Origin of the sequence: Herbaspirillum sp. NPDC087042, from assembly GCF_044745245.1 — a bacterium.
Lineage (GTDB): Bacteria > Pseudomonadota > Gammaproteobacteria > Burkholderiales > Burkholderiaceae_D > Herbaspirillum.
The window spans coordinates 297342-317703 of record NZ_JBIUZW010000001.1 but is presented as its reverse complement, the minus strand read 5'-3'; the positions used below and the strand labels follow the sequence as shown (position 1 = coordinate 317703).

The 20362-nt window shown below is 65.5% G+C and carries 18 protein-coding genes; 2 read left to right on the top strand and 16 right to left on the bottom strand.

Annotation, left to right across the window (positions count from 1 at the left end):
* Positions 1 to 52: 52 nt before the first annotated feature.
* From ACIPHN_RS01410 to ACIPHN_RS01400, 3 genes are read right to left on the bottom strand one after another with little or no spacing between them, the layout of a single operon-like run.
* Positions 53 to 1528 carry an efflux transporter outer membrane subunit gene (locus ACIPHN_RS01410; RefSeq protein ID WP_400431669.1) on the bottom strand — a complete coding sequence of 492 codons (1476 nt, stop codon included), beginning with the start codon at positions 1526 to 1528 and terminating at the stop codon, positions 53 to 55.
* A gap of 13 nt (positions 1529 to 1541) precedes the next feature.
* A complete protein-coding gene (locus ACIPHN_RS01405; protein ID WP_400431666.1) occupies positions 1542 to 4646 on the bottom strand; it encodes an efflux RND transporter permease subunit in 3105 nt (1034 codons plus the stop codon).
* Positions 4639 to 5784, bottom strand: coding sequence for an efflux RND transporter periplasmic adaptor subunit (locus tag ACIPHN_RS01400; RefSeq protein WP_400431663.1), 1146 nt, complete (start codon positions 5782 to 5784; stop codon positions 4639 to 4641). Before ACIPHN_RS01400 ends, ACIPHN_RS01405 begins: the two co-directional genes overlap by 8 nt.
* A 250-nt stretch (positions 5785 to 6034) precedes the next feature.
* On the opposite strand from ACIPHN_RS01400, the gene ACIPHN_RS01395 reads away from it, so the two are divergent.
* Positions 6035 to 6718: a response regulator transcription factor gene (locus ACIPHN_RS01395; RefSeq protein WP_400431661.1), complete on the top strand. Its 684-nt coding sequence runs from the start codon at positions 6035 to 6037 to the stop codon at positions 6716 to 6718.
* A gap of 5 nt (positions 6719 to 6723) precedes the next feature.
* Positions 6724 to 8127, top strand: coding sequence for a sensor histidine kinase (locus ACIPHN_RS01390; RefSeq protein ID WP_400431658.1), 1404 nt, complete (start codon positions 6724 to 6726; stop codon positions 8125 to 8127).
* A gap of 19 nt (positions 8128 to 8146) precedes the next feature.
* Here ACIPHN_RS01390 and ACIPHN_RS01385 read toward each other — a convergent pair whose 3' ends face one another.
* The 13 genes from ACIPHN_RS01385 to ACIPHN_RS01325 form a co-directional block, all read right to left on the bottom strand.
* Positions 8147 to 8689 (bottom strand): cytochrome b, encoded by a 543-nt coding sequence (locus ACIPHN_RS01385; RefSeq protein WP_400431655.1) that lies wholly within the window; start codon positions 8687 to 8689, stop codon positions 8147 to 8149.
* A gap of 71 nt (positions 8690 to 8760) precedes the next feature.
* The gene (locus ACIPHN_RS01380; RefSeq protein ID WP_400431653.1) at positions 8761 to 8943 is read right to left on the bottom strand and encodes a hypothetical protein; all 183 of its coding nucleotides are present in this window, start codon (positions 8941 to 8943) and stop codon (positions 8761 to 8763) included.
* A 79-nt stretch (positions 8944 to 9022) separates the two neighbouring features.
* A complete protein-coding gene (locus ACIPHN_RS01375; protein WP_400431650.1) occupies positions 9023 to 10381 on the bottom strand; it encodes an ATP-binding protein in 1359 nt (452 codons plus the stop codon).
* Positions 10378 to 11040, bottom strand: a complete 663-nt coding sequence (locus ACIPHN_RS01370) for a response regulator transcription factor (protein WP_400431647.1) — start codon at positions 11038 to 11040, stop codon at positions 10378 to 10380. The genes ACIPHN_RS01375 and ACIPHN_RS01370 overlap by 4 nt, the downstream gene beginning before the upstream one ends.
* A gap of 106 nt (positions 11041 to 11146) precedes the next feature.
* Positions 11147 to 12769, bottom strand: a complete 1623-nt coding sequence (locus ACIPHN_RS01365) for an ABC transporter substrate-binding protein (RefSeq protein WP_400431644.1) — start codon at positions 12767 to 12769, stop codon at positions 11147 to 11149.
* Positions 12770 to 12808: 39 nt separating this feature from the next.
* Complete coding sequence (locus ACIPHN_RS01360; protein ID WP_400431642.1) at positions 12809 to 13507, bottom strand: HAD-IA family hydrolase; 699 nt, start codon at positions 13505 to 13507, stop codon at positions 12809 to 12811.
* A 229-nt stretch (positions 13508 to 13736) separates the two neighbouring features.
* The gene (locus ACIPHN_RS01355; RefSeq protein ID WP_400431640.1) at positions 13737 to 14975 is read right to left on the bottom strand and encodes a type II toxin-antitoxin system HipA family toxin; all 1239 of its coding nucleotides are present in this window, start codon (positions 14973 to 14975) and stop codon (positions 13737 to 13739) included.
* A 1-nt stretch (position 14976) separates the two neighbouring features.
* Positions 14977 to 15282, bottom strand: coding sequence for a helix-turn-helix domain-containing protein (locus ACIPHN_RS01350; RefSeq protein WP_400431638.1), 306 nt, complete (start codon positions 15280 to 15282; stop codon positions 14977 to 14979).
* A 67-nt stretch (positions 15283 to 15349) separates the two neighbouring features.
* Positions 15350 to 16717, bottom strand: coding sequence for an LLM class flavin-dependent oxidoreductase (locus ACIPHN_RS01345; RefSeq protein ID WP_400431636.1), 1368 nt, complete (start codon positions 16715 to 16717; stop codon positions 15350 to 15352).
* Positions 16714 to 17640 carry a TauD/TfdA dioxygenase family protein gene (locus ACIPHN_RS01340; RefSeq protein WP_400431634.1) on the bottom strand — a complete coding sequence of 309 codons (927 nt, stop codon included), beginning with the start codon at positions 17638 to 17640 and terminating at the stop codon, positions 16714 to 16716. Before ACIPHN_RS01340 ends, ACIPHN_RS01345 begins: the two co-directional genes overlap by 4 nt.
* 50 nt (positions 17641 to 17690) lie before the next feature.
* Positions 17691 to 18281, bottom strand: a complete 591-nt coding sequence (locus ACIPHN_RS01335) for a c-type cytochrome (RefSeq protein ID WP_400431632.1) — start codon at positions 18279 to 18281, stop codon at positions 17691 to 17693.
* Entirely contained in the window at positions 18268 to 19524 is a 1257-nt protein-coding gene (gene soxC / locus ACIPHN_RS01330) for a sulfite dehydrogenase (RefSeq protein WP_400431630.1), read from the bottom strand. Before soxC ends, ACIPHN_RS01335 begins: the two co-directional genes overlap by 14 nt.
* Positions 19521 to 20360 carry an ABC transporter ATP-binding protein gene (locus ACIPHN_RS01325; protein WP_400431628.1) on the bottom strand — a complete coding sequence of 280 codons (840 nt, stop codon included), beginning with the start codon at positions 20358 to 20360 and terminating at the stop codon, positions 19521 to 19523. Before ACIPHN_RS01325 ends, soxC begins: the two co-directional genes overlap by 4 nt.
* Positions 20361 to 20362 lie beyond the last annotated feature (2 nt).

The following is a 20362-nucleotide window of genomic DNA, read 5'->3' as shown; positions in this document are numbered from 1 at the left end:
TCATGTCGGCGGCACGCTGGCCGCCGTTCCCCTTTTCTTATTGGTGGATGGTTCAAAGATCCTGGTGCCACCAGCCGCCACCCAGCGCCTGGAACAGCGCCACGGTGTCGGACAGCCGCACTGCCTGCGCCTGCACCCGCGACTGGCTGGCCGAGAGCAGGTTCTGCTGTGCCAGCAGCACTTGCGGATAGCCGGCAATCCCCGCCTTCCATTGCGCCTGGGCCGCGTCGAAGCTGCGCTGGGCAGCGCCTTCGGCGCGCGTGGCGGCGTTGAGTGCGTCGGCATCGGCAGCAATCGCGTGCAGGGTATCGGCCACGTTCTGGAAGGCCCCCAGCACCACGCTGCGGTACTGCGCGCCGGCCTGGTCAAGCCCGGCCTCGGCGGCACGCTGCTGGTGTTGCAGGCTGCCGCCATGGAAGATTGGCGTAGCCAGGTCCAGCCCCAGGGTCCAGAAGCCCGGCCCCGAGGTGAACAGCTTGGAGAACTCCTGGGCCGAGCTGCCGATGGCGCCGGTGATGGTGAAGCTGGGCAGGCGATTGGCGATGGCGATGCCGACCTGGGCCGACGCCGCCTGCAGTTGCGCCTGGGCCGCACGCACGTCGGGGCGCTGCTGTACCAGGGTGGAGGGCAGGCTCAGCGGCAGTTCGGTCGGCAAGGTCAGGGCCGACAATTGCACCTGGGGCGTACCGCCCTGGCCGGGGAAGCGACCGGCCAGCACCGCGATCTGGTCGCGCTGCTGGGCCAGCTGCTTGCGCAGGCCCGGCAAGACCGTCTGCGCCTGGGCCAGCAGGCTTTCCTGGGCGGCCACGTCGGCCAGGCCCAGTGCGCCCAGCGCACGCTGCTTGCGCACCAGTTCCAGCTGTTGCGCGGCCAGCGCCTCGGCCTTTTCGGCGGCCTGCAACTGGTCACGCAGCGAGGCTTCGTTGACCACCGCCAGTACCACATTGGAGACCAGGGTCAGGTAGGTGGCATTGCGCTGGAAGCGTTGCACCTCGGCTTGGGCGCGGCCGGCCTCGATCTGGCGGCGCGTACCGCCAAAGATATCGGGCGCGTACGAGATGTTGAGCTGGGCGGTATGCAGGTTGTAGATATAGCTGTTGTCGGCCAGCGGGCTGGCCAGGGTATCGGCGACCTTCTGGCGCGTCGGCATGAAATGCAGGTCGACGCTGGGGAAGAGCGCGCCACCCTGTGCCGCCGCCGTCTCGCGCGCCGAGCGCAAGGCAGCCTGGGCCGCCTGCAGGTCGGCGTTGTTGGCCAGTGCGTCATCGACCAGCGCATCCAGGGCCGGGGAGCCGAAGGCCTTCCACCATTGGCCGGGCACATCCTGGCCGGCCACGAAGCGCTGGCCGTCAATGCTCTGGGAGGCCTCGACCTTCTCGGCGGTGTAGGCGCTGACCTTGGGGGCCTCGGGTTCCTTGAAATCGGGGCCGACGGCGCAGCCACCGAGGGCCAGGCCCAGCGCGGCGCAGCCTGCCAGGCCGCTCCAGCGCCGGGGGAGGGAGGTGGGGGAGTACAGGTTCAGGGACATGATGTGGTCGTCCTCAATGTGCGTTGGCATTGTTGTTGGCCGCCGCGCCCGCGCGCCGCGCCAGCATCGTCTCGACCAGGTAGTACAGGGCCGGCAGCAGCACCAGGGTCAGGATGGTGGCACTCATGAGGCCGCCCACCACCACGGTGGCCAGCGGACGCTGCACGTCACTGCCCAGGCCGTGGGCGATGGCCGCCGGCACCAGGCCCAGGGCCGCCACGGTGGCGGTCATCAGCACCGGACGCATACGTTCGAGCGCACCGCCGATGACCGCTTCGCGCAAGGGCAGGCCGGACTGGCTGACCCAGCGGTTCAGGTTGGACATCATGATGATCGCGTTCAACACGGCGACTCCGAAGAGGGCGATGAAGCCCACCGCCGAGGAGACGTTCAAGGTCATGCCGCGCAGGTGCAGGGCTACCAGGCCGCCCAGCGTGGCCAGCGGCACGCACAGCAGGATCAGCGCGGGCTGGCGCAGGTTCTTGAACTCGGCAAACAGCAGCACGAACATGAAGGCCAGCGCCATCGGCACGATCAGCGCCAGGCGTGCCTGGGCACGTTGCTGGTTCTCGAACTGGCCGCCCCAGGCAATTTCGTAGCGGGCGTGGTCGTAGTGCACCTGCTGGTCGATGCGGGCCTTGGCATCCTCCAGGAAGGACGCCAGGTCACGACCGCGCAGGTTCAGACGCACGGTCAGGTGGCGGCGGTTCATTTCACGGGTGATGGTGGTTTCGCCATCTTCCATGGTGATGCGCGCCACCTGCGAGAGCGCCACGTGGGCGCCATTGGCCGCCACCAGCGTGAGGTTGCCCAGCGCCTCCGGGTTGGAGCGTGCCTTGCTGTTGAAGACCGCGGCCACGTTGTAGCTGCGTTCCTCGATGAAGACCTGGGTCACCGGACTGCCACCGATACCGGTCTGGATCAGGGCCATGATGTCGGCCACATTGATGCCCAGGCGGGCGGCGGCGCCACGATCGACATTCACGCGCACCTGCGGCAGGCGCGGCTCCTGGTCGATGATCACGTCGGCGGCACCCGGCACATCCTGCAGCACGCCCTGCACCGAAGTGGCCAGAGTACGCATGTCGCGGAAGTCATTGCCATAGATCTTCACGGCCAGGTCGCTATGCGAACCGGAGAGCTTGTCGAGCACGCCATCGATCATGGGCTGGGTGAAGCCGACCTCGATACCGGCCAGCTTCTTGAAACGCTCCGACATGTGGGCGATCAGCTCTTGCTTGGTCCAGCCGGATTTCCATTCCGCGTAGGGGTGCAGGGTCACCGCGCATTCGATGTGCGAGGGCGTGAAGGGGTCGGTGCCATCGTCGTTGCGACCGACCTGGGTCACGATGTGCTCGACCTCGGGGAATTCGCGGGTGGCCGCGCGCAGGCGGTCGGCCAGCTCGCCGGCCTTGTCCAGCGAGACGCCCGGCGGCAACTGCACCTGCAGCCAGATCGAACCTTCATCCAGGTAGGGCAGGAAATCGCGACCGATGGTCGCCCCCAGCACGCCGATGGCGGCCAGGGTCAGCGCGGTCATGGCCAGCACGAAGCGCGAGCGTCCCACCAGGTGGCCCAGCACATTGCGATAGCGCGGCTCCAGCCACACCAGCACCGGGTTGTGGAACACCTTCACCGGACGGCGATAGGCCAGCCACGACAGCCCCGGGGTCAGCAGCAAGGCCACCAGCAGCGCGCCCAGCAGGGCAAAACCCACCGCAAAGGCCATCGGCGAGAACAGCTTGTATTCGATGCGCTGGAAGGCGAACAGCGGCAGATAGGCAATGATGATGACCAGCATGCCGAAGAAGATCGGGCGCGCCAGCTGACGCATCAGTTGCATCACGTCCTCGCCGGTGATCTCGCCTTCCGGGCGTTCTTCGCGCAGGCGCAGGATGCTTTCCACCAGCACGATGGCGCCGTCGACCAGGATGCCGAAGTCGATCGCCCCCAGCGAGAGCAGGTTGGCCGGGATCTTGAAGTGGTGCATCAGGATGAAGGCCGTCAGCAGCGACAGCGGGATCGTGATGGCCACGATGGCCGCCGCGCGCGGGCTGCCTAGGAACAGGAACAGCACCAGCGAGACCAGCACCATGCCCTCGATCAGGGTCTTGCCCACCGTATGGACGGTGGCCTCGACCAGCTTGCTGCGGTCGATGTAGGGGACGATCTTGACGTCCTTGGGCAGGATGTGTTCGTTGAGGTCCTCGACGGCCGCATGCACGCCCTGCATGACGCGGGAAGGATTCTCGTTCTTCAGCAGCAGGGTGATGCCCTCGATGGCGTCGGCCTGATCGTCGATGCCCAGCATGCCATGGCGTTCCTGGTTGCCCAGCACGACCCGGCCCAGATCCTTGACCAGCACCGGCACGCCATTCTTTTGCGAGACCACGATATTGCCCAGGTCATCGAGGCTGCGGATCAGGCCCACGCCGCGAATGACCAGGCCCTGTTCGCCGCGCTTCATGATGCTGCCGCCGGCATTGGCGTTGTTGTTCGAGATGGCCTGGCTGATCTGGTTCAGCGAGGTGTTGTACTTGATCAGCTTGTTCGGATCGAGTTCCAGCATGAACTGGGTGGTCAGGCCGCCGAAGTTGGACACGTCCACCACGCCGGAGACCTGCTTCAAGCGCGGGATGACCTTCCAGAACTGCAGCTCGGAGAGCTCGCGCAGGTCACGCGTCTTCGATTGCAGGGTATAGCGGTAGATCTCGCCGATGGGCGAGGTCAGAGAATCCAGCCCGGGCTGGGCGCCATAGGGCAGGGTGACAGCGGAGATGCGTTCCTGCAGGCGCTGGCGCGACCAGTAATCCTCGGCGCCATCGTTGAAGACCACGGTGATGAGCGACAGGCCGAAGGTGCTTTGCGAGCGCATCACATGCATGCCCGGCGTGCCCATGATCTGGCGCTCCAGCGGGATGGTGATCTGCTGTTCGACCTCTTCGGCGGCCAGGCCATTGACCTGGGTGACCACCTGGGAGGTGACGTCGGCGATATCCGGATAGGCTTCCAGGGGCAGCTGGTTCCAGCAATACCAGCCGTACAGACCGGCCAGCAGGAACACCAGCTTGACGATGCCGCGCCGCTGGAAGCAGAGGTTGACGAGGCGTTCAATCATTGAGCAGCACTCCATCCTTGACGACCACGCGTGCGCCCGATGTCAGGCCTTCGGTGACTTCGACATCGTTGCCCACCTGGGCGCCCAGGCTGACCTTGCGAGCCTCGAACTTCCACGGCGCGACCTCGACGAAGACGCGATTGGCAAAGCCGGTCTGCACCACCGCCGACATCGGCATGAGCATGCCCACATGCGCGTGCTCGCGCAGGGTCACCTGGGCAAACATGCCCGGCTTGAGCCGCTCATCCTTGTTGGCCGCCAGGATGCGGACCTTCACGGTACGGGTATCGGGATCGAGCACCTGGGCCACCGAGCGGACCTTGGCCTGCAGGATCTGGCCGGGATAGGCGTCCAGCGCCAGCTCGGCATCCTGGCCGGCATAGACGCGTGACAGGTCTTTTTCCTGGGCGCTGGCGGTGACATAGACCGAGGACAGGTCGGCCACCGTCATCACGGAAGCGGTGGCGTCATTCCAGAAGCTGCCCACGGCGGCATTGAGTTCGATGACGTGACCGCTGACGGGCGAGCGTACAGCCAGGCGCGAGCCGCCGCCGGAGGCGCGTGCACCACCCAGGGCCGCCACGCGGGCGCGGCTGCGGGCAGCTTCGCTGTCGGCCTGTTCATAGTCGCTCTGCGCCTGCTCCAGATCACGGCGCGCCGAGATGTTGGCCTGGTCCAGGCTGCGCTGGCGCTCCAGGCTGCGACGCGTGAGCGCCAGGGCCGCCTGGGCCTTGCGGTCGTCACTGATGGCTTGCGCCAGGTCGGAGGACTCCACTTCGAAGAGGACGTCACCGGCCTTGACGTCGTCGCCCAATCGCTTCTGGATGGCGACGATGCGTCCGGTGGTCGGCGGCAGGATCCTGGCCAGGCGCGCCGGATCAGCTTCGACCGAGGCCGGCAGGCTGAAGGGCAGGGCAATATCGCGCTGTTCGATGACAGCGGTCTTCAAGGTGTCGCGCAGGGCGGACTCGGCCGGAATGACGATGGCTTGGCCTTCATGCGTCAGGATGGGGCTGGCAACGCTGCTCTTGACTTCACCGGCCATGAGCGGCATGACGCCGCGCACGGCGACGGCAATGAGGGCGGCTGCGCCAAGCAGGACGACCAGGTTCCTGGTCGTGGAGATTCTGTTTTTCATGGTGGCACCGTGGGCTGTGCAGATTGTGCGCATCGTGCGCATCGTGCGGAAACGGAGGGGCGGTGGCATCTCCCCTGTGGCGACACCACCTGCATGTCTTGCAGGCCGCATCAGCGTGGCCGGTACCAGGCTGTTGAGCGGCAGAAAACTTCGCTATGATAGGTGGGCTAGATGAAGCGCTTCCTGAATTGTTCTTCAGGAAAGAGGGCTTCACGATGATGGTTTAATTGATGGATGGAACTAGGACGGCATGCAGATCCTGCTAGTGGAAGACGACAAGAAAGCCGCCCGGCTGCTGGCCCAGGGCTTGCAGGAAGAGGGCTTCACGATCACGGTGGCGCACAGTGCCGAGCAGGCGCTGGGCCATCTTGGCGAGCGCTTCGACGTGGCCATCTTCGATCGCATGCTGCCCGGCATGGATGGCATCTCACTGTGCCAGCGCGTGCGCCAGGAGAGCGTGCAATGGCCCATCCTGATGCTGACGGCGCGCGATGCCCTGCTTGACCGGGTCGAGGGACTCAATGCCGGTGTCGATGACTATCTGGCCAAGCCATTCGCCTTCGAGGAATTGCTGGCGCGCCTGCATGCGCTGCTGCGCCGCCCGAGCAGGATGCAGGTGACCCAGCTGCAACTGGCCGACCTGCGCATCGACCTGCTGGCCCACGAGGTAGTGCGCGCAGGTCAGCGCCTGGACCTGACCCAGAAGGAATATGCCGTGCTGGTGCTGCTGGTGCGTCATGCCGGCAATGTGGTCAGCCGGCAACAGCTGGCCGAGGAAGTCTGGCATGCCGACCTGATCGCCATCGACAACCTCATCGACGTCCATATCAAGAACCTGCGGCGCAAGCTCGATAGCGGGGGCGCCGACGGGCAGACCGTGCAGATCGAGACCCTGCGCGGGCAGGGCTTTGTCATTCGCCAGGAAAGGCCGTAATCGCCATGGGTTTCAGGCAACGCTTGCTGCTGGTCCACCTGATGGCGGTGGTGATGATCGTCACCTGTGCGGCGGCCACCGGCTGGTGGCTGTTGTCGCAGTCGGTGCTGGGCCAGCTTGACGCCGCCCTGCTGGCGCTGGGCGAGACCGAGGCCGGGCTGCTCATGGAGACCACGCCCGCGGCCATCCACGTCCACGAGCCCAGTCCGGGCACGGCGCCGCCCTCGCTGGTGCGCCTGGACCGCCTGGTACAGATCATCGACGTCCACGGCAATATCCTCGGGCGCAGCAATAATCTCGGGGTGGCCGCGCTACCGGTCTCCATGAGCCTGCTCAAGAGCATGGAGCAGGGGCAGACGGTCTTTGAAACCCTGCCGCATGCCAGCGAAGAACCCTTGCGCATGGTTTCGGTACCGGTGCGCGTGGGCGATCGCAAGTTCGCCGTGCAGGTGGCCGGTTCGCTCGATGATGCCGATCGCACCCTGCAATCGGCCGCTCTGCTGTTCGGCGGACTGGCCCTGGCGCTGTTGCTGGCCCTGGCGGCAGCTGGCGCCGTGCTGACCGGGCGCCTGTTTGGTACCGTCGAACGCATCGCCGCGCAGGCGCGCCGCATCAGTGATGCCAACCTGGGCGAGCGGCTGGCCCATCCCGGCAGCGATGACGAGATCGGCCACCTGGTCAGCACCCTCAATTCCATGCTGGAACGGCTGGAGCGGGCCTTCGAACTGCAGCGCAACTTCACCGCCAATGCGGCCCACGAGATCCGCTCGCCCCTGTCGCGCCTGCGTACCGAGATCGAGCTATCCCTGCGTCGGCCCCGCTCGGGTGAGGACTATGTGGCAACCCTGCACTCCTGCCTGGAAGAAGTCGCCGGTCTCACCAGCGTGGTGGAAGAACTGCTGCTGATGGCCCGGCTCGATGCCGGCCAGGAAACCCGCACCGTCGAGAACATCCGTCTCGACCAGTTGGCCAGCGAAGGTGTGGCGAAGTGGCAAGGTGCTGCGCAGGCGCGTGGCATTGCGCTGGTGCTGCATGCGGCGCAACCGGTGCAGGCCAGGGTCGGGCAGCGCGCGGCCATGCTGGTGCTCAACAACCTGCTGGACAATGCGATCAAGTTCTCCCCGCCGCAATCCGCCGTCGAGGTCAGCGTCAGCGAAGACGCCGAAGGCGCCACCCTGGTGGTGGCCGACCACGGCCCGGGCATTGCCGCCAACGACCTGGGCCACCTGTTCGAGCGTTTCTATCGCGGGCGCGCCTCGCAACTGGAGCAGACCAGTGGTGCCGGCCTGGGCCTGGCCATCGTCAAGGCGGTCCTGGAGGGGCATGGCGCCTCCATCCTCTTTGGCAACCGCAGCGATGGCACCGGTGCGAAATTCACGCTGCGTTTTCCCAAGCCCCCCGATGCCTGAGGAGGGGGGGCGGACGATTTCAGGGCTTGCGTGACGACTTCCACGACATGCGCTGCAGGATAGGCATCTTGTCGATGAACTGATGCCACAGCGCGCCCAGGATGTGCAAGCCCACCAGGAAGTAGACGGCATTGCCCATGAGCTCGTGGACGTCCTTGATCGGTCCGCGCAATGCCTGGTTCTTGGCCATCAGCACCGGCAGGGTGGTGCCGAAGAACACCACATCGCCGCCGCCGGCCTGGGTGAACAGGATGCCGGTAATGGGCAGGCCGATCATCACCACATACAGCAGCAGGTGCACGGCCTGCGCCCCCCAGCGCTGGATCCGGGGCAGATCCAGTTCGGGCGGCACGCCCAGCAGCTGGCGCGCGAGGATGCGCAGCAGCACCAGGATCAGCACCAGTTGCCCGGCATGCATGTGGATGGTGCGCAGCAGGTCGCGCAATGGATCGCCCTTGGGCACTTCGCCACGGAATTCGATGGTGGCCAGTGCCACCACGAAGAGCAGGAAGATCACCCAGTGCAGGGTGACCGAGAGGGGATGGTAGTGAGTTCGCTTCATGGCGTAGTCGGCTTTCCGGGAGTCTCCGGTGAAACACTGGCCATCCGTGCGGCAATGGCCAGCAAGACGGGTCAGGCGTGCGTGTCGATGATGGTGCCGAGCGCGCCCGTGCTGGCCTTGGGCTTCTCGGCTTCACCCGGCGCGCTGTTGTCGCGATCACCGTCACTATCGATACCGGTCGTGCGTGCCGGGGCGGTGCCGACGTGGGTCGGTACGCTCCAGTTGCTGGACAGACCACTGATGGAAGATGTCATGCTTGGCTCCTTTCCTGGAAAGAAATGACCAGCGGCTTGCTGGCGACCCCGATGGTACGGACCCAAACTTAGGCCGGCCTTAGAGCTGGCCCGGGATAGCAGGGTTGGCCGGGGTGGCTGTCGGTATGATAAGACTTATCTGCAAGCCTGTTCCTTGATCCTGGTCGGAAAAAGCCAGCGCGATCCCGATGTGCAGGCGCTCGACGATCGTCTTGACGATCGCCAGGCCCAGTCCCGATCCCGGTTCCTGGTTGCCATTGAGCCGATAGAACGGCTCGAAGACCTGTTGCCATTGCGCCACCGGAATGCCGGGGCCGTTGTCGGCAATCACGACCCTGACCTGGCCTGCTTGCTCCTGCACCGCAATATCGATGCGCCCGCCAGACGGCGTGTAGCGGATCGCATTGTCGATCAGGTTGTTGAGCACCAGCGCCAGTTCCAGCTCGCTGGACCGGATGCGGGCGTCGCCACAGGCATCCACGCCGATCTCGATGTCCTTTTGCTGGGCCAGTGGCAGCAGGTTTTCGAGCACCTGGCGGATGAGTTCGCGCACGGCGAAGACGGTGTTCTCCCGTGGCGGCGCGGCCTGCGTCCGTGCCAGTGTCAGCAGCTGGTGCAGCAGCGCCTTGGCGCGATCGATGCCACTGCGCAAGCGCGCCAGGCGCTGGCGGCCGTCGCTGGTGAGTTCGGCCTGTTCGAAGCGCTCGGCCTGCAGCGACAGGGCCGTCAGCGGCGTACGCAGTTCATGGGCAGCATCAGCCACGAAGCGTCGCTGCACGGCAAGGGTATCGCCCACCCGCTGCAACAGGCGATTGATGGCGTCGACGAATGGCCGGATCTCGCGCGGCAGGGTGGTCGTGGCGATGGCATGCAGGTCGTCATCGCGGCGGCCATCGATCTCCTGGCTGAGCAGGTTGACCGGCGCCAGCAGGCTGCGCACCAGGCGATGGATCACCAGCAACAGCAGTGGCACCAGTGCCAGGAAGGGCAGGATGGCGCGCCAGGCATTGCGATAGGCGATCTGTTCGCGCACATCGGTTTCCTGGGATAAGGCAATGCGCACCCCGGAGTGCAAGGTGCGGACATAGATCCGGAAATATTCCCCCTGGGCTAGCACGGTCTGCAAGCCTTCCGGCAGATCCGCCGGCAAACTGAGCACATGCTCCTGCGACGGCTGCGCATGCTCCCCGCCATCCAGTTTTTGCAGGGTGATGCGGGATTCATGGTCGGCGCCGGGATAGCCGCCGACCAGGCCTTCGTCTGGCAGTGCCACCTCCAGCCGGTCCAGCAGGGACCCGACTTGCATGAGCAGATCATCCTGCAGGCCGATGGTGTCGTCATACGCTGACCTGAAACCCAGCCAGCCGGCACCGACGGCCACCACCAGGATAGCCGCCGTCAGGGTCAGCGACAGCCGCCACTGCAGCGAGGTGATCATGGTTCCCTGGCGACCAGCCATCCCATCCCCCTGACGTTCCTGATGGCATCCTTGTCGAGCTTCCTGCGCAGCGAATGGATGAGGAATTCGACGGCGTTGCTTTCTACCTCTTCGCCCCAGCCATAGATGCGCTCCTCCAGTTCCCCGCGCGAGAGGATGGCGCCGGGCCGCGCCATCAAGGCATGCAGGAGGGCGAATTCACGCGCCGACAGCGGCGTGGGCTCCTGTTCGCGCCAGCGTGCGGTCTTGGCCGCCACGTCAAGTTCCAGCGCGCCATTTGACAGCAGGTCGATCGCCACGCCCGACTTGCGCCGCAGCACCGCCCGCAGGCGCGCCAGCAGTTCGCCGATGGCGAAGGGCTTGAGCACATAATCGTCGGCGCCGGCATCCAGGCCGGCAATACGATCGTCGACGCCATCGCGGGCGGTGATGACCAGCACCGGCGTGGCCAGGCGAATACGCAGATGACGCAGGACCTCCAGGCCATCCTTGCCAGGCAGGCCCAGATCGAGCAGCACGGCGTCATAGGCCTGGTGCGCCAGCGCGGCCAGGGCCGACGGCCCGTCCCGGGTCCAGTCGACCGCGTAGCTGTTGTCCTTCAGGGCGGCGCGCACTTCCTCGCCGATCATGGGGTCGTCTTCGACCAGCAATATTCTCATCGTCTCGCCTTGGGCGGCTGGCTGCCAATGGCGATAGAGTGTAAGTCAAAAGAGACACGCCGGGGATGGTCAATGACCAGCCCCGGCGTGCTTGCAGATCAGCGTATCAGGCGTCCAGCCAGACGTTCTCGGCGAAGGAATAGCCCATCATCCCGCCCAGCGGAATCGGCGAGAGGCCCTTGAGCTTGCTGCTATGCCCATCCAGGCTGGCCAGGAACATCGGGATACCGATACCGGCCTGCTCGTGAATCATGGTCTGCATGTCGGCATACATCTGCTTGCGCTTGCCGACATCGATCTCGGCACGGGCGCCGGTGAGCAGCTGGTCGAACTTTTCGCTCTTGTAGCGCGACTCGTTCCAGGGTGCGGCCGACTGGAAGAACTGCGTCAGCAGCACGTCGGCGCTGGGGCGGGGATTGACGTTGCCAAAACCCACCGGGCTGTTGAGCCAGTGGTTGGACCAGTAACCCTCGGCCGGCATGCGCTTGAGTTCCAGCTCCAGGCCGATGCGTTGGGCGCTCTGTTGCAGCACGGTGGCGATATCCACCGAATACATGGCCGCCGTCGACGCCACCACCGGCACCCGTCCGGTCACCCCCGATTTCTGCAGGTGGAACTTGGCCTTGTCCAGATCCATCTGGCGTTGCGGCAGGCCGGCCAGGTAGAAGCGGTTGGTCGGATCGATCGGCTGGTCGTTGCCCAGTACGGCATGGCCCAGGGTGATGTTCTTCTTCATCACTTCGCGATCGAGCAGGTATTTCATGGCCATCACGAAATCGGGATTGGCGCCGGGCCCGACATCCTTGCGCAGGATCAGGTCGGTATAGGCACCGGACTGGGTTTCCAGGATGGCATAGCCGGCACTGCCCTTGATGCGTTCGATGGAGCGCGGGTTGAGGTTGGCCACCAGGTCCAGGCTGCCGGCCAGCAGGGCATTGACGCGCGCGCTCTCGTCCCCGATGCCGACCAGTTCGATCTCGTCCAGGTAGGGCTTGCCGGGCTTCCAGTAGTTGTCGTTGCGCACCATCACCGAGCGGATGCCGGGCTTGAATTCCTTGAGCTTGTAGGGCCCGGTGCCAATGCCCGCATTGAAGTCGGTGGTGCCGGCCTTGACGATATGGAAGTGGAAGGTCCCCACGATCACCGGCAGGTCGGCATTGGCCGAGGTGAGGGTGATGGTGACCTCGCCGGGGCCGCTTTCCTTGACACTCTCGATCTGGTCGGCCAGCGGCTTGGCCTTGGAGGCAGTGGCCGGATCCTTGTGGCGCAGGATGGAAAAGACCACGTCGGCCGGCGTGAGTGGCTTGCCATCATGGAAGCTGACCCCTTTGCGCAGCTTGAACACCCAGACCTTGGCATCCTTGGTAGCAAACGACTCGGCCAGCGCAGGCTGTGGCGTGAGGCTGGCATCCAGCGTGGTCAGGCCGTTGTAGAGCATGGTGCCACGGCAGTAGTCGGTCTTGTTGGATTGCTTGGCCGGATCCAGCGTATCGCTCACCGACGCCGTATCGCTGCCCACGGTGATGCGGCCACCCCGGCGCGGCGTCTGCGCATGGGCAGTCATGGCCGTGGTGGCCAACCCGCCCGCCAGGGTGGCCTGCATGCCGCCGGCCATGAGGATCTTGAGGATGTCGCGGCGGGTGGCGCCGCGCTGCATACAGGTCATCAGGCGCTGGCTTTCGTCGGCGCCGATGAGGTGGTCCAGACTGCTTTTGTTCTTGTCGTCCATGATGCTGCTCCTGAGTGGGGTGGCGGGATGGCGGGGTGCTTAGCGGCCGGCCTCGACGGCGTCGGCCAGCTCGGCCAGGGTATGGAAATGGTAGTCCGGCACCGTGTGGGCCGACGAGATGGTGCCGCCGGAGCTGGCCTTGCCATGGCGACGTTCGATCCAGCAGGTGGTGATGCCCAGGCCCTTGGAGACGCCAATGTCGTGATACTGGCTCTGCGCCACATGCAGGTTGTCGGCCTGGTGGTAGCCCCACTGGCCCTCGAAGCGGCCACGGGCATAGGCGAAGTACTGCGGATCGGGCTTCTCGCACAGCGCATCGTCGCAACTGAGCAGCATGTCGAAGGGCTCGCCCAGGGTGCGGGCAAAGTGCTGCAGCGCCCAGCTCTGGGCGTTGGTCATGGTGACCAGCTTGAAGTGCTTGCGCAGGCGCTGCAAGGCCTCGACCGAATCCGGGAAAGCCGGCCAGCTGGCCACCGAGTCGCGCAGGCCGCGTGCCAGTTCGTCGCTGTCAGGCAGGCCCAGGCCGGGGGCGATGACGTGCCAGCAGCGTTCCAGGTCGTCGGGGTACCAGCCGGTATTGCCGTCGCTGCGGGCGGCGCGATAGGCCGCCAGGAAATCCTCGTCGGAGAGCTTGCTGTCCGGCACCGCCTGGCGCAGGTAGGCGAGCATGCCGCCTTCAAAGTCAATGAGGGTGCCGACGACGTCAAACGTGAGTACCTTGAAATCTTTTAGGGCCATGTCTTGCTCCGGTGCTGGATGGAAAAGGGAAAGCGGAAAAACGGCAAATCGGGAGGGGTAAGCGCAAGGCCGCAGGAGGACATGGCCCTGGCATTGGCTATCAAGAATACGGCGGGAGGGGCAGGCGTTTCACCTGAACTGGGGAGGGCAAACCGCACAGAATTTTGTTCTGGATGGTTGTTTCAGCATGGCGACAGGGTGGCGCCTTCTGCGGCAGGCCTGTGCTGACTCAGGCCTGGTCGATCTGGCCGAAGCAGGGTCGGAGCATGCGGATGTCGGTGCGTGAGACACCGGACTCGGCAAAGACCTGCTGCCATGGCGACAGCGCCGCCCGTACTTCGTCGATGATCTGTTGTGCCTCGACCTCCCTGAGCAGGAAGCGTCGGCATTGCGACATTGCATTGGACAAGGTGCTGGCCGCACCATCGCTGCCCACGCCTATCGATTGCGGCAGGTAGGCGGCATCCAGGTGCGGCAGCAGATCGAAAGCCGGGGAGAGGCGGTAGCGACCATCCTGGCCCATCAACAGGGCATGGTTGCGCATGTGGTCATCGACATTGCCCACCAGAATATTGAAGACCATGCGCCGGAACAGCGCGTGGCTGTCGGCTTGCGCCTGGTCGTCCAGTGGCCGCAGGGCCTCCGCAATGCCGGCATAGGAATAGCGGGAGCGATAGTGTTCCGGTTCCACCTGGTCGATATCGATGAGACTGTTGGCACTCAGGTAGTGGATACGCCGGCCATCCTCCGTGCGGTCGAAGCGCGCAACCAGCAACACCGAATGGCGGCCCAGCGCGACCAGTTCGAAATCCGGGACGTCGATGCCTGCTGCATGGGCCAGGCGGAGGGTGGCATATTCCACGGCCGGCACGTCGAAACGGTCATCGAGCCGGCTGAACTTGGCGATGTATTCCTGGCCTTCATGCAACACCACGGTCTTGGGGCGTACGCCGCCCAGGCTCGCGCCAGGGAAGAACAGTCGCGCCGCCTCATCATCAAGTTCGGCGTCAGCGTCACCGGTGAGGGCCTCGATGGCCAGGGTCTGTCGTGCATCTAGGTGGGATAGGGGCTGCGGCCCAGGGCCAACCTGTGGCGGGATGCTGTGATGCGATGAGAAACCCAGGCATCCAGAGCCAAATTGCCAGCAATGGACGAACCAGTCCACGGGCGTCACCGGCTGGGCGCGTCCATATTTGCGGTTGATGCTGCTGGTCAGCCGCACACCCCAGGCATTGGGGCCGGCATCGGAGAGCACGCCAAAGGAGCCATCGCGGCGGCGGCGCACCTGCTGAGGCGCAATGCCCAGAGGCAGGTGCAGCGGATCCAGGGCAAAAGCATCCTCCTGCAGTACATAGCGCTTGCCGTAGCCGAGCATGCCATTGCCATCAGCGCCCAGTGCGAAGCCCGCCACCGGCCTCGGTGCGGCAGGGTCGGTACAGTCGAAGACGGTGCAGGCGGTCTGGTGCATGTCAGAAATCCTGATCCAGTTCCGGTGGGGCAGCCACGCGCAGATGCCTTGGCGTTTCCGGGTGGCTCACCAGCAAGGCGATGTCCGAGAGTTCCTGCAGGCTTTCCAATACCGTGAGGAAGACGCCGATGGAGACTCCGGCATCGCCCAGTTCCAGGCGACCCAGCGTGCTGCGATGAATGCGCGTCATCTGCTCCAGATCGCTCAGCGAGAGCTTGCGCGCACGGCGCGCGCGACGGATACGCGCGCCAAGACTGGCAAGCGTATCCAGGACTGCAGTAGAGATGAAATCCGATTTTTGACGCATATATGCATCATAAATCATTTTTTGACGTATATATACATCAAAAATTGGGGCTACCCCGACTAGCCCATCAAGCCACCTTGGGCTGCCACCTCCCATCCTGCCGGTAAGGCTGGTAGGCCGGCCGTGCCAGCCCCAGGTTCTCGCGCAGGGTACGGCCTTCGTACTCACTACGGAACAGGCCGCGCCGGCGCAGCTCCGGCAGGACCAGGGCGATGAAGTCGTCCAGCCCGGCCGGCAAGGTCGGCGGCATGATGTTGAAACCGTCCGCACCACCCTGGGTGAACCAGGCTTCCAGCTCGTCGGCGATACTTTCCGGCGTGCCATACAGCGACCAGTGGCCGCGTGCCGTGGCGACCCGCAGATAGAGCTGACGCAAGGTCAGGCCTTCGCGTCGCGCCATCGCCGTCACCAGGTGGAAGCGGCTCTTGGAGCCATTGGGTTCGCGCAGGTTTTCCGGCAAGGGGCCATCCAGCGGGTAGCCGGAGAGGTCGATGCCGCCGAGGTGATGCTGCAGCATCGACACCCCCACGCTGGGGTGGATGAGCGATTGCAGCTCTTCATACTTCTCCTGCGCCTCGCTGTGGCTGCGGCCGACCACCGGGAACACGCCGGGCATGATCTTCAGCTGGTCGGGATGGCGGCCATGGCGCGCCATGCGCGACTTCAGGCTGGTGTAGAAGGCCTGGGCGTCGGCCAGCGACTGCTGCGCGGTGAAGATCACCTCGGCGGTGCGCGCCGCCAGTTCCTGGCCGGACTCAGAAGATCCGGCCTGCACGATCACCGGGTGGCCTTGCACCGGACGGGCCACGTTCAAGGGCCCCTTGACCGAGAAATGGGTGCCGCGATGGTCGATCTCATGCAGCTTGGCCGCGTCGAAGAGCAGGCCCTCTTCGCGGTCATAGAGGAAGGCGTCGTCTTCCCAGCTATCCCACAAGCCCCGCACTACGTCGACGAATTCCTCTGCGCGCTGATAGCGGGCGCCATGTTCGGGATGCTTGTCGAGGTTGAAATTGCGGGCCTCATGCTCGGACCAGGAGGTCACCACGTTCCAGGCCGCACGGCCATGGCTGAGGTGATCCAGCGAGGCGAACTTGCGGGCCACGTGATAGGGCTCGTTGTAGGTGGTCGAGACGGTCGCCACCAGGCCGATGTGCTCGGTCACCTGGGACAAAGCCGACAGCAGCGTCAGCGGCTCGAAGGAGGCCGCGCGGGCGGTGCGGTGCAGGGTTTCTGGGTCGTGCGAGCGGATGGCGACGCCATCGGCCAGGAACAATGCGTCGAACTTGGCCCGCTCGGCCGCCTGGGCTATCTGCCGGTAGTGGGCGATGTTCTGGCCGGCATCGGGCTGTGCGCCAGGATGGCGCCAGCCCGCCACATGATGGCCGGTGGCCATCACGAAGGCACCCAGCTTCATCTGCTTGCGCGGCGAACTCATGGCGCCACCGTCGCTGGCTGCGGCACCCGGACCGACTCGGCCGGCTTGCGCTGCACGCTGCGCGAGACGCTGGCGCGGCCATCCACCGATACCGGTACGTCGCCGGCCACCGTGACCCGGCGCACCACGCGATGCTGGTCGCCATAGTCGTTGACGGCGTAGTGCTGGGTGGCGCGGTTGTCCCAGATCGCCACGTCGCCCACCGACCAGCGCCAGCGCACGGTGTTTTCCAGGCGGGTTATGTAGCTTTCCAGCAGCTTGAGCAGGTGTTCCGAATCCGGCGTCGGGTAGCCCAGCAGCTTCTTGACGAAATGGCCCAGCACCAGTGTGCGTTCACCGCTCTCGGGATGCACCCGCACGACCGGATGCTCGGTCTCGTAGAGGGTGGCGGTGAAGACTTCGCGATAGCGTTTCAGGCCCGCCTCGGTGGTATTGAAGCGTGCGGCATAGTCGTAGTCGTTGGTATGCAGCGCCCACAGCTGGTCGGCCAGCTGGCGCAGCGCCGGCGGCAGGTCCTGGTAGGCCTGGGCGGTATTGGCCCAGACCGTGTCGCCACCGGCAGCCGGGATCACCACCGCGCGCAGGATGGAAGCTTGCGGATAGGCCACATCGAAGGTCACGTCGGTATGCCAGGAGTTGGCCCGCCCGCCGTGTTCGGAGTCCAGCTCCAGCAGGTAACCGGTCCCATCGCGTACCGGCACCGTGGGATGCGCCACCAGTTCGCCCCAGAGCTTGCCGAAGGCTTCCTGGCCAGCATCGTCGAGGTGTTGCTGGCCACGGAAGAACAGTACCTTGTAGCGCAGCAATGCCGCGCGCACGGCGGCAAAGGTGGCCGGCTCCAGCTCGGCCGAGAGACGGATGTTGCGCACTTCCGCGCCGATGCGGCCGGCGACCGGGTGGATCTCAAGCAGGGTGTCAGACATGGCGGATCTCCTTGTTGGTAGGGCAGTACGGTGTGTCGGGAACAGCCTCGCTACTGGCCTGCCGCGCCGGTCTTGCAATGGCGGCAGGCGATATTGCTGGTGTCGGGACGGGTATCGCTGACGAAGCCGTCGCGGTTGGGCATGCGCACGGCCGCCAGCGAGGCGGCGTCAAGCACCGTGTCGGCCGGCACGATGCCGTTGAGATGGAGCAGATAGGCGCTGATCGCGTAGACCTCATCGGCACTGAGACTCTTGGGGGCGTTATAGGGCATGGCCCGGTTGATGAAATCGAACAGCGTGGTGGCATAAGGCCAGAAGCTGCCGATGGTCTTCAGCGGCTTGGCCGTGGCCAGGCTGCCGCGCCCCCCCACCAGGGCATCGGCCGGATTGCCCTGGCCCTTCTCGCCATGGCAGGCCGCGCATTGCTGGGCATAGAGCACGCGTCCCTGCGCGACGCTGCCGCGACCTGCCGGCAGGCCGTGGCCCTGGGCGTCGACATCGATGTTCCAGGGCGCTACGACAGGCTCGGCCAGGGGCTGGCCGATACCGTAGAGCTGGGCATGCGCACTGCCGGCCAGCAACGACAGCAGGATGGCCGGCAGCAGCCGCGCCAGGGCCGCCACCCGGCTAGACCTGGACATTGGTAATGACGCCATCGGCAGCCACCTTCCAGCTCTGGATTGCATTGAAGTGATAGTTCGATTCCAGCCCGCGCGCATCGACCAGTTGTCGCCCGGTCGGCTGCACATAGCCACTCTCATCGATGGCCCGGCTTTGCAGCACGGTGGGCGCGCCGTCCCAGCGCCAGGGCAGGGTGAAGCGCGTGAGGGCGCGATCGAGCACCGGTTCCTGCAAGGTGGCCGTACTCCAGTTGCGCCCGCCGTCGGTGGAGACATCGACCCGCTTGATGCGTCCGCGCCCGGTCCAGGCCAGTCCCGAGATCTGGTAGAAGCCCGCCTCGCGCAGGCGATGATCGGGGGCCGGGAAGGTGATGACCGACTTGGTCTCCATCAGGAAGGTGAATTGCCGCGCCGTGCCATCGGGCAGGGAGTCGGTGTACTTGGAGGTTTCCTCGCGCGACATGAAGGGCGCGCTCCCGACCTTGAGGCGGCGCAGCCATTTCACGCTCATGTTGCCTTCGAAGCCGGGCAGGAACAGGCGCAGCGGATAGCCGTGTTCGGGGCGCAGGCGCTCACCGTTCTGGGCATACACCAGCAGGGCATCGTCAAGCGCCTTGCTGATGGGGATGCTGCGTGACATGCCGGCGGCATCGGCCCCTTCGGCCAGGATCCAGCTAGCCTGCGGATCCACGCCCACTTCGTCCAGCACGACAGACAGTGGCACGCCGGTCCACTCGCAGCAGGACAGCAGGCCATGGCTGAATTGCAGCGAGGCCGTGCCCGGCCCCTTCCATTCGCGTCCGGTATTGCCCGAACACTCCAGGAAGTGGATGCGCGACACCGAGGGCAGGCGCACCAGGTCGTCCATCGTAAAGAGTGTCGGCCGGGCCACCAGTCCATGTACCGCCAGGCGATGCTGGCCAGGGTCGATCAGCGGGATGCCTGCATGGTGGCGCTCGAATACCAGCCCGGTCGGCGTGATGATGCCGAACAGGTCCTGCAGCGGCGTCATCGAGGAATTGGCGCCGGGGAAGGGGGCGCTGCCGCGTGTACGGCGGACCACGTTCTTTTCGTAAGGCGAGGGCTGGCCGTAGGGATGCCACAGGGCCGGCTCGCCCGGCGTCTTGCTCCACGGCGCCACTTCCAGTGGCTGGGCCTGGCCGGCCGTGGCGGCAGACACCGCTGGTGCCAGCGCGGCCCCCGCAAGCGCACCACCGGCACGCAGGAACTGCCGCCGGCTGGAAGGAGAAGCGGAGCGGCTCATACCGCGAATTGCCACAAGGCAGCCGGCAAGGGTGGCGCCAGCGCACGTTCCGGCTTGAGCGGTGGCTCGGCCAGGCTGGCACTGTCGTGCGAGAACTCGTCGAGCACCTGCTGCTTGACGCTGGCAAAGCCGAGGTCGGCGCGGTCGCGCGGATGGGCCAGCGCCACCGGCACGATGCGGCGCACGCGGCCCGGGCGCGGTTCCATCACCACTACCTTGTCACCCAGGTAGACGGCTTCTTCCACGTCATGGGTCACCAGGATCATGGTGATGCCCTCGGCCTGCCAGACACGGTGCAGCTCCTGTTGCAGGTAGGCGCGGGTCATGGCGTCGAGCGCGCCGAAGGGCTCGTCCAGCAAGAGGATCTCGGGCTTACTCACCAGTGCGCGGGCAATGGCCACGCGTTGCGCCATGCCACCCGACAACTGGTGCGGATAGGATTTCTCGAAACCCTGCAAGCCCACCAGGGCGATATGCTCGCGCACCGCCTCGCGCTTTTGCGCGGCCGTGCCGGGTGCGTTGAGCAGGCCCAATTCGATATTGCCTTCCACCGTCAGCCAGGGGAACAGGCGATGCTCCTGGAACACGATGCCGCGCTGCAGGCTTGTACCCACGATGCGCTGGCCATCCAGCAGCACCTGGCCCTGGTACTGGTCTTCCAGCCCCACGATCAGGCGCAGCAGGGTGGACTTGCCGCAACCGCTGGTGCCGACGATGCTGACGAACTCGCCGGGCGCGATGTGCAGCGTCACGTCTTCCAGCACGGCCAGCTCGCCGTCCTTGACGGCATACGATTTACTCAGGTGCTGGATTTCCAGCGTACCGGCCTGGGCCATCT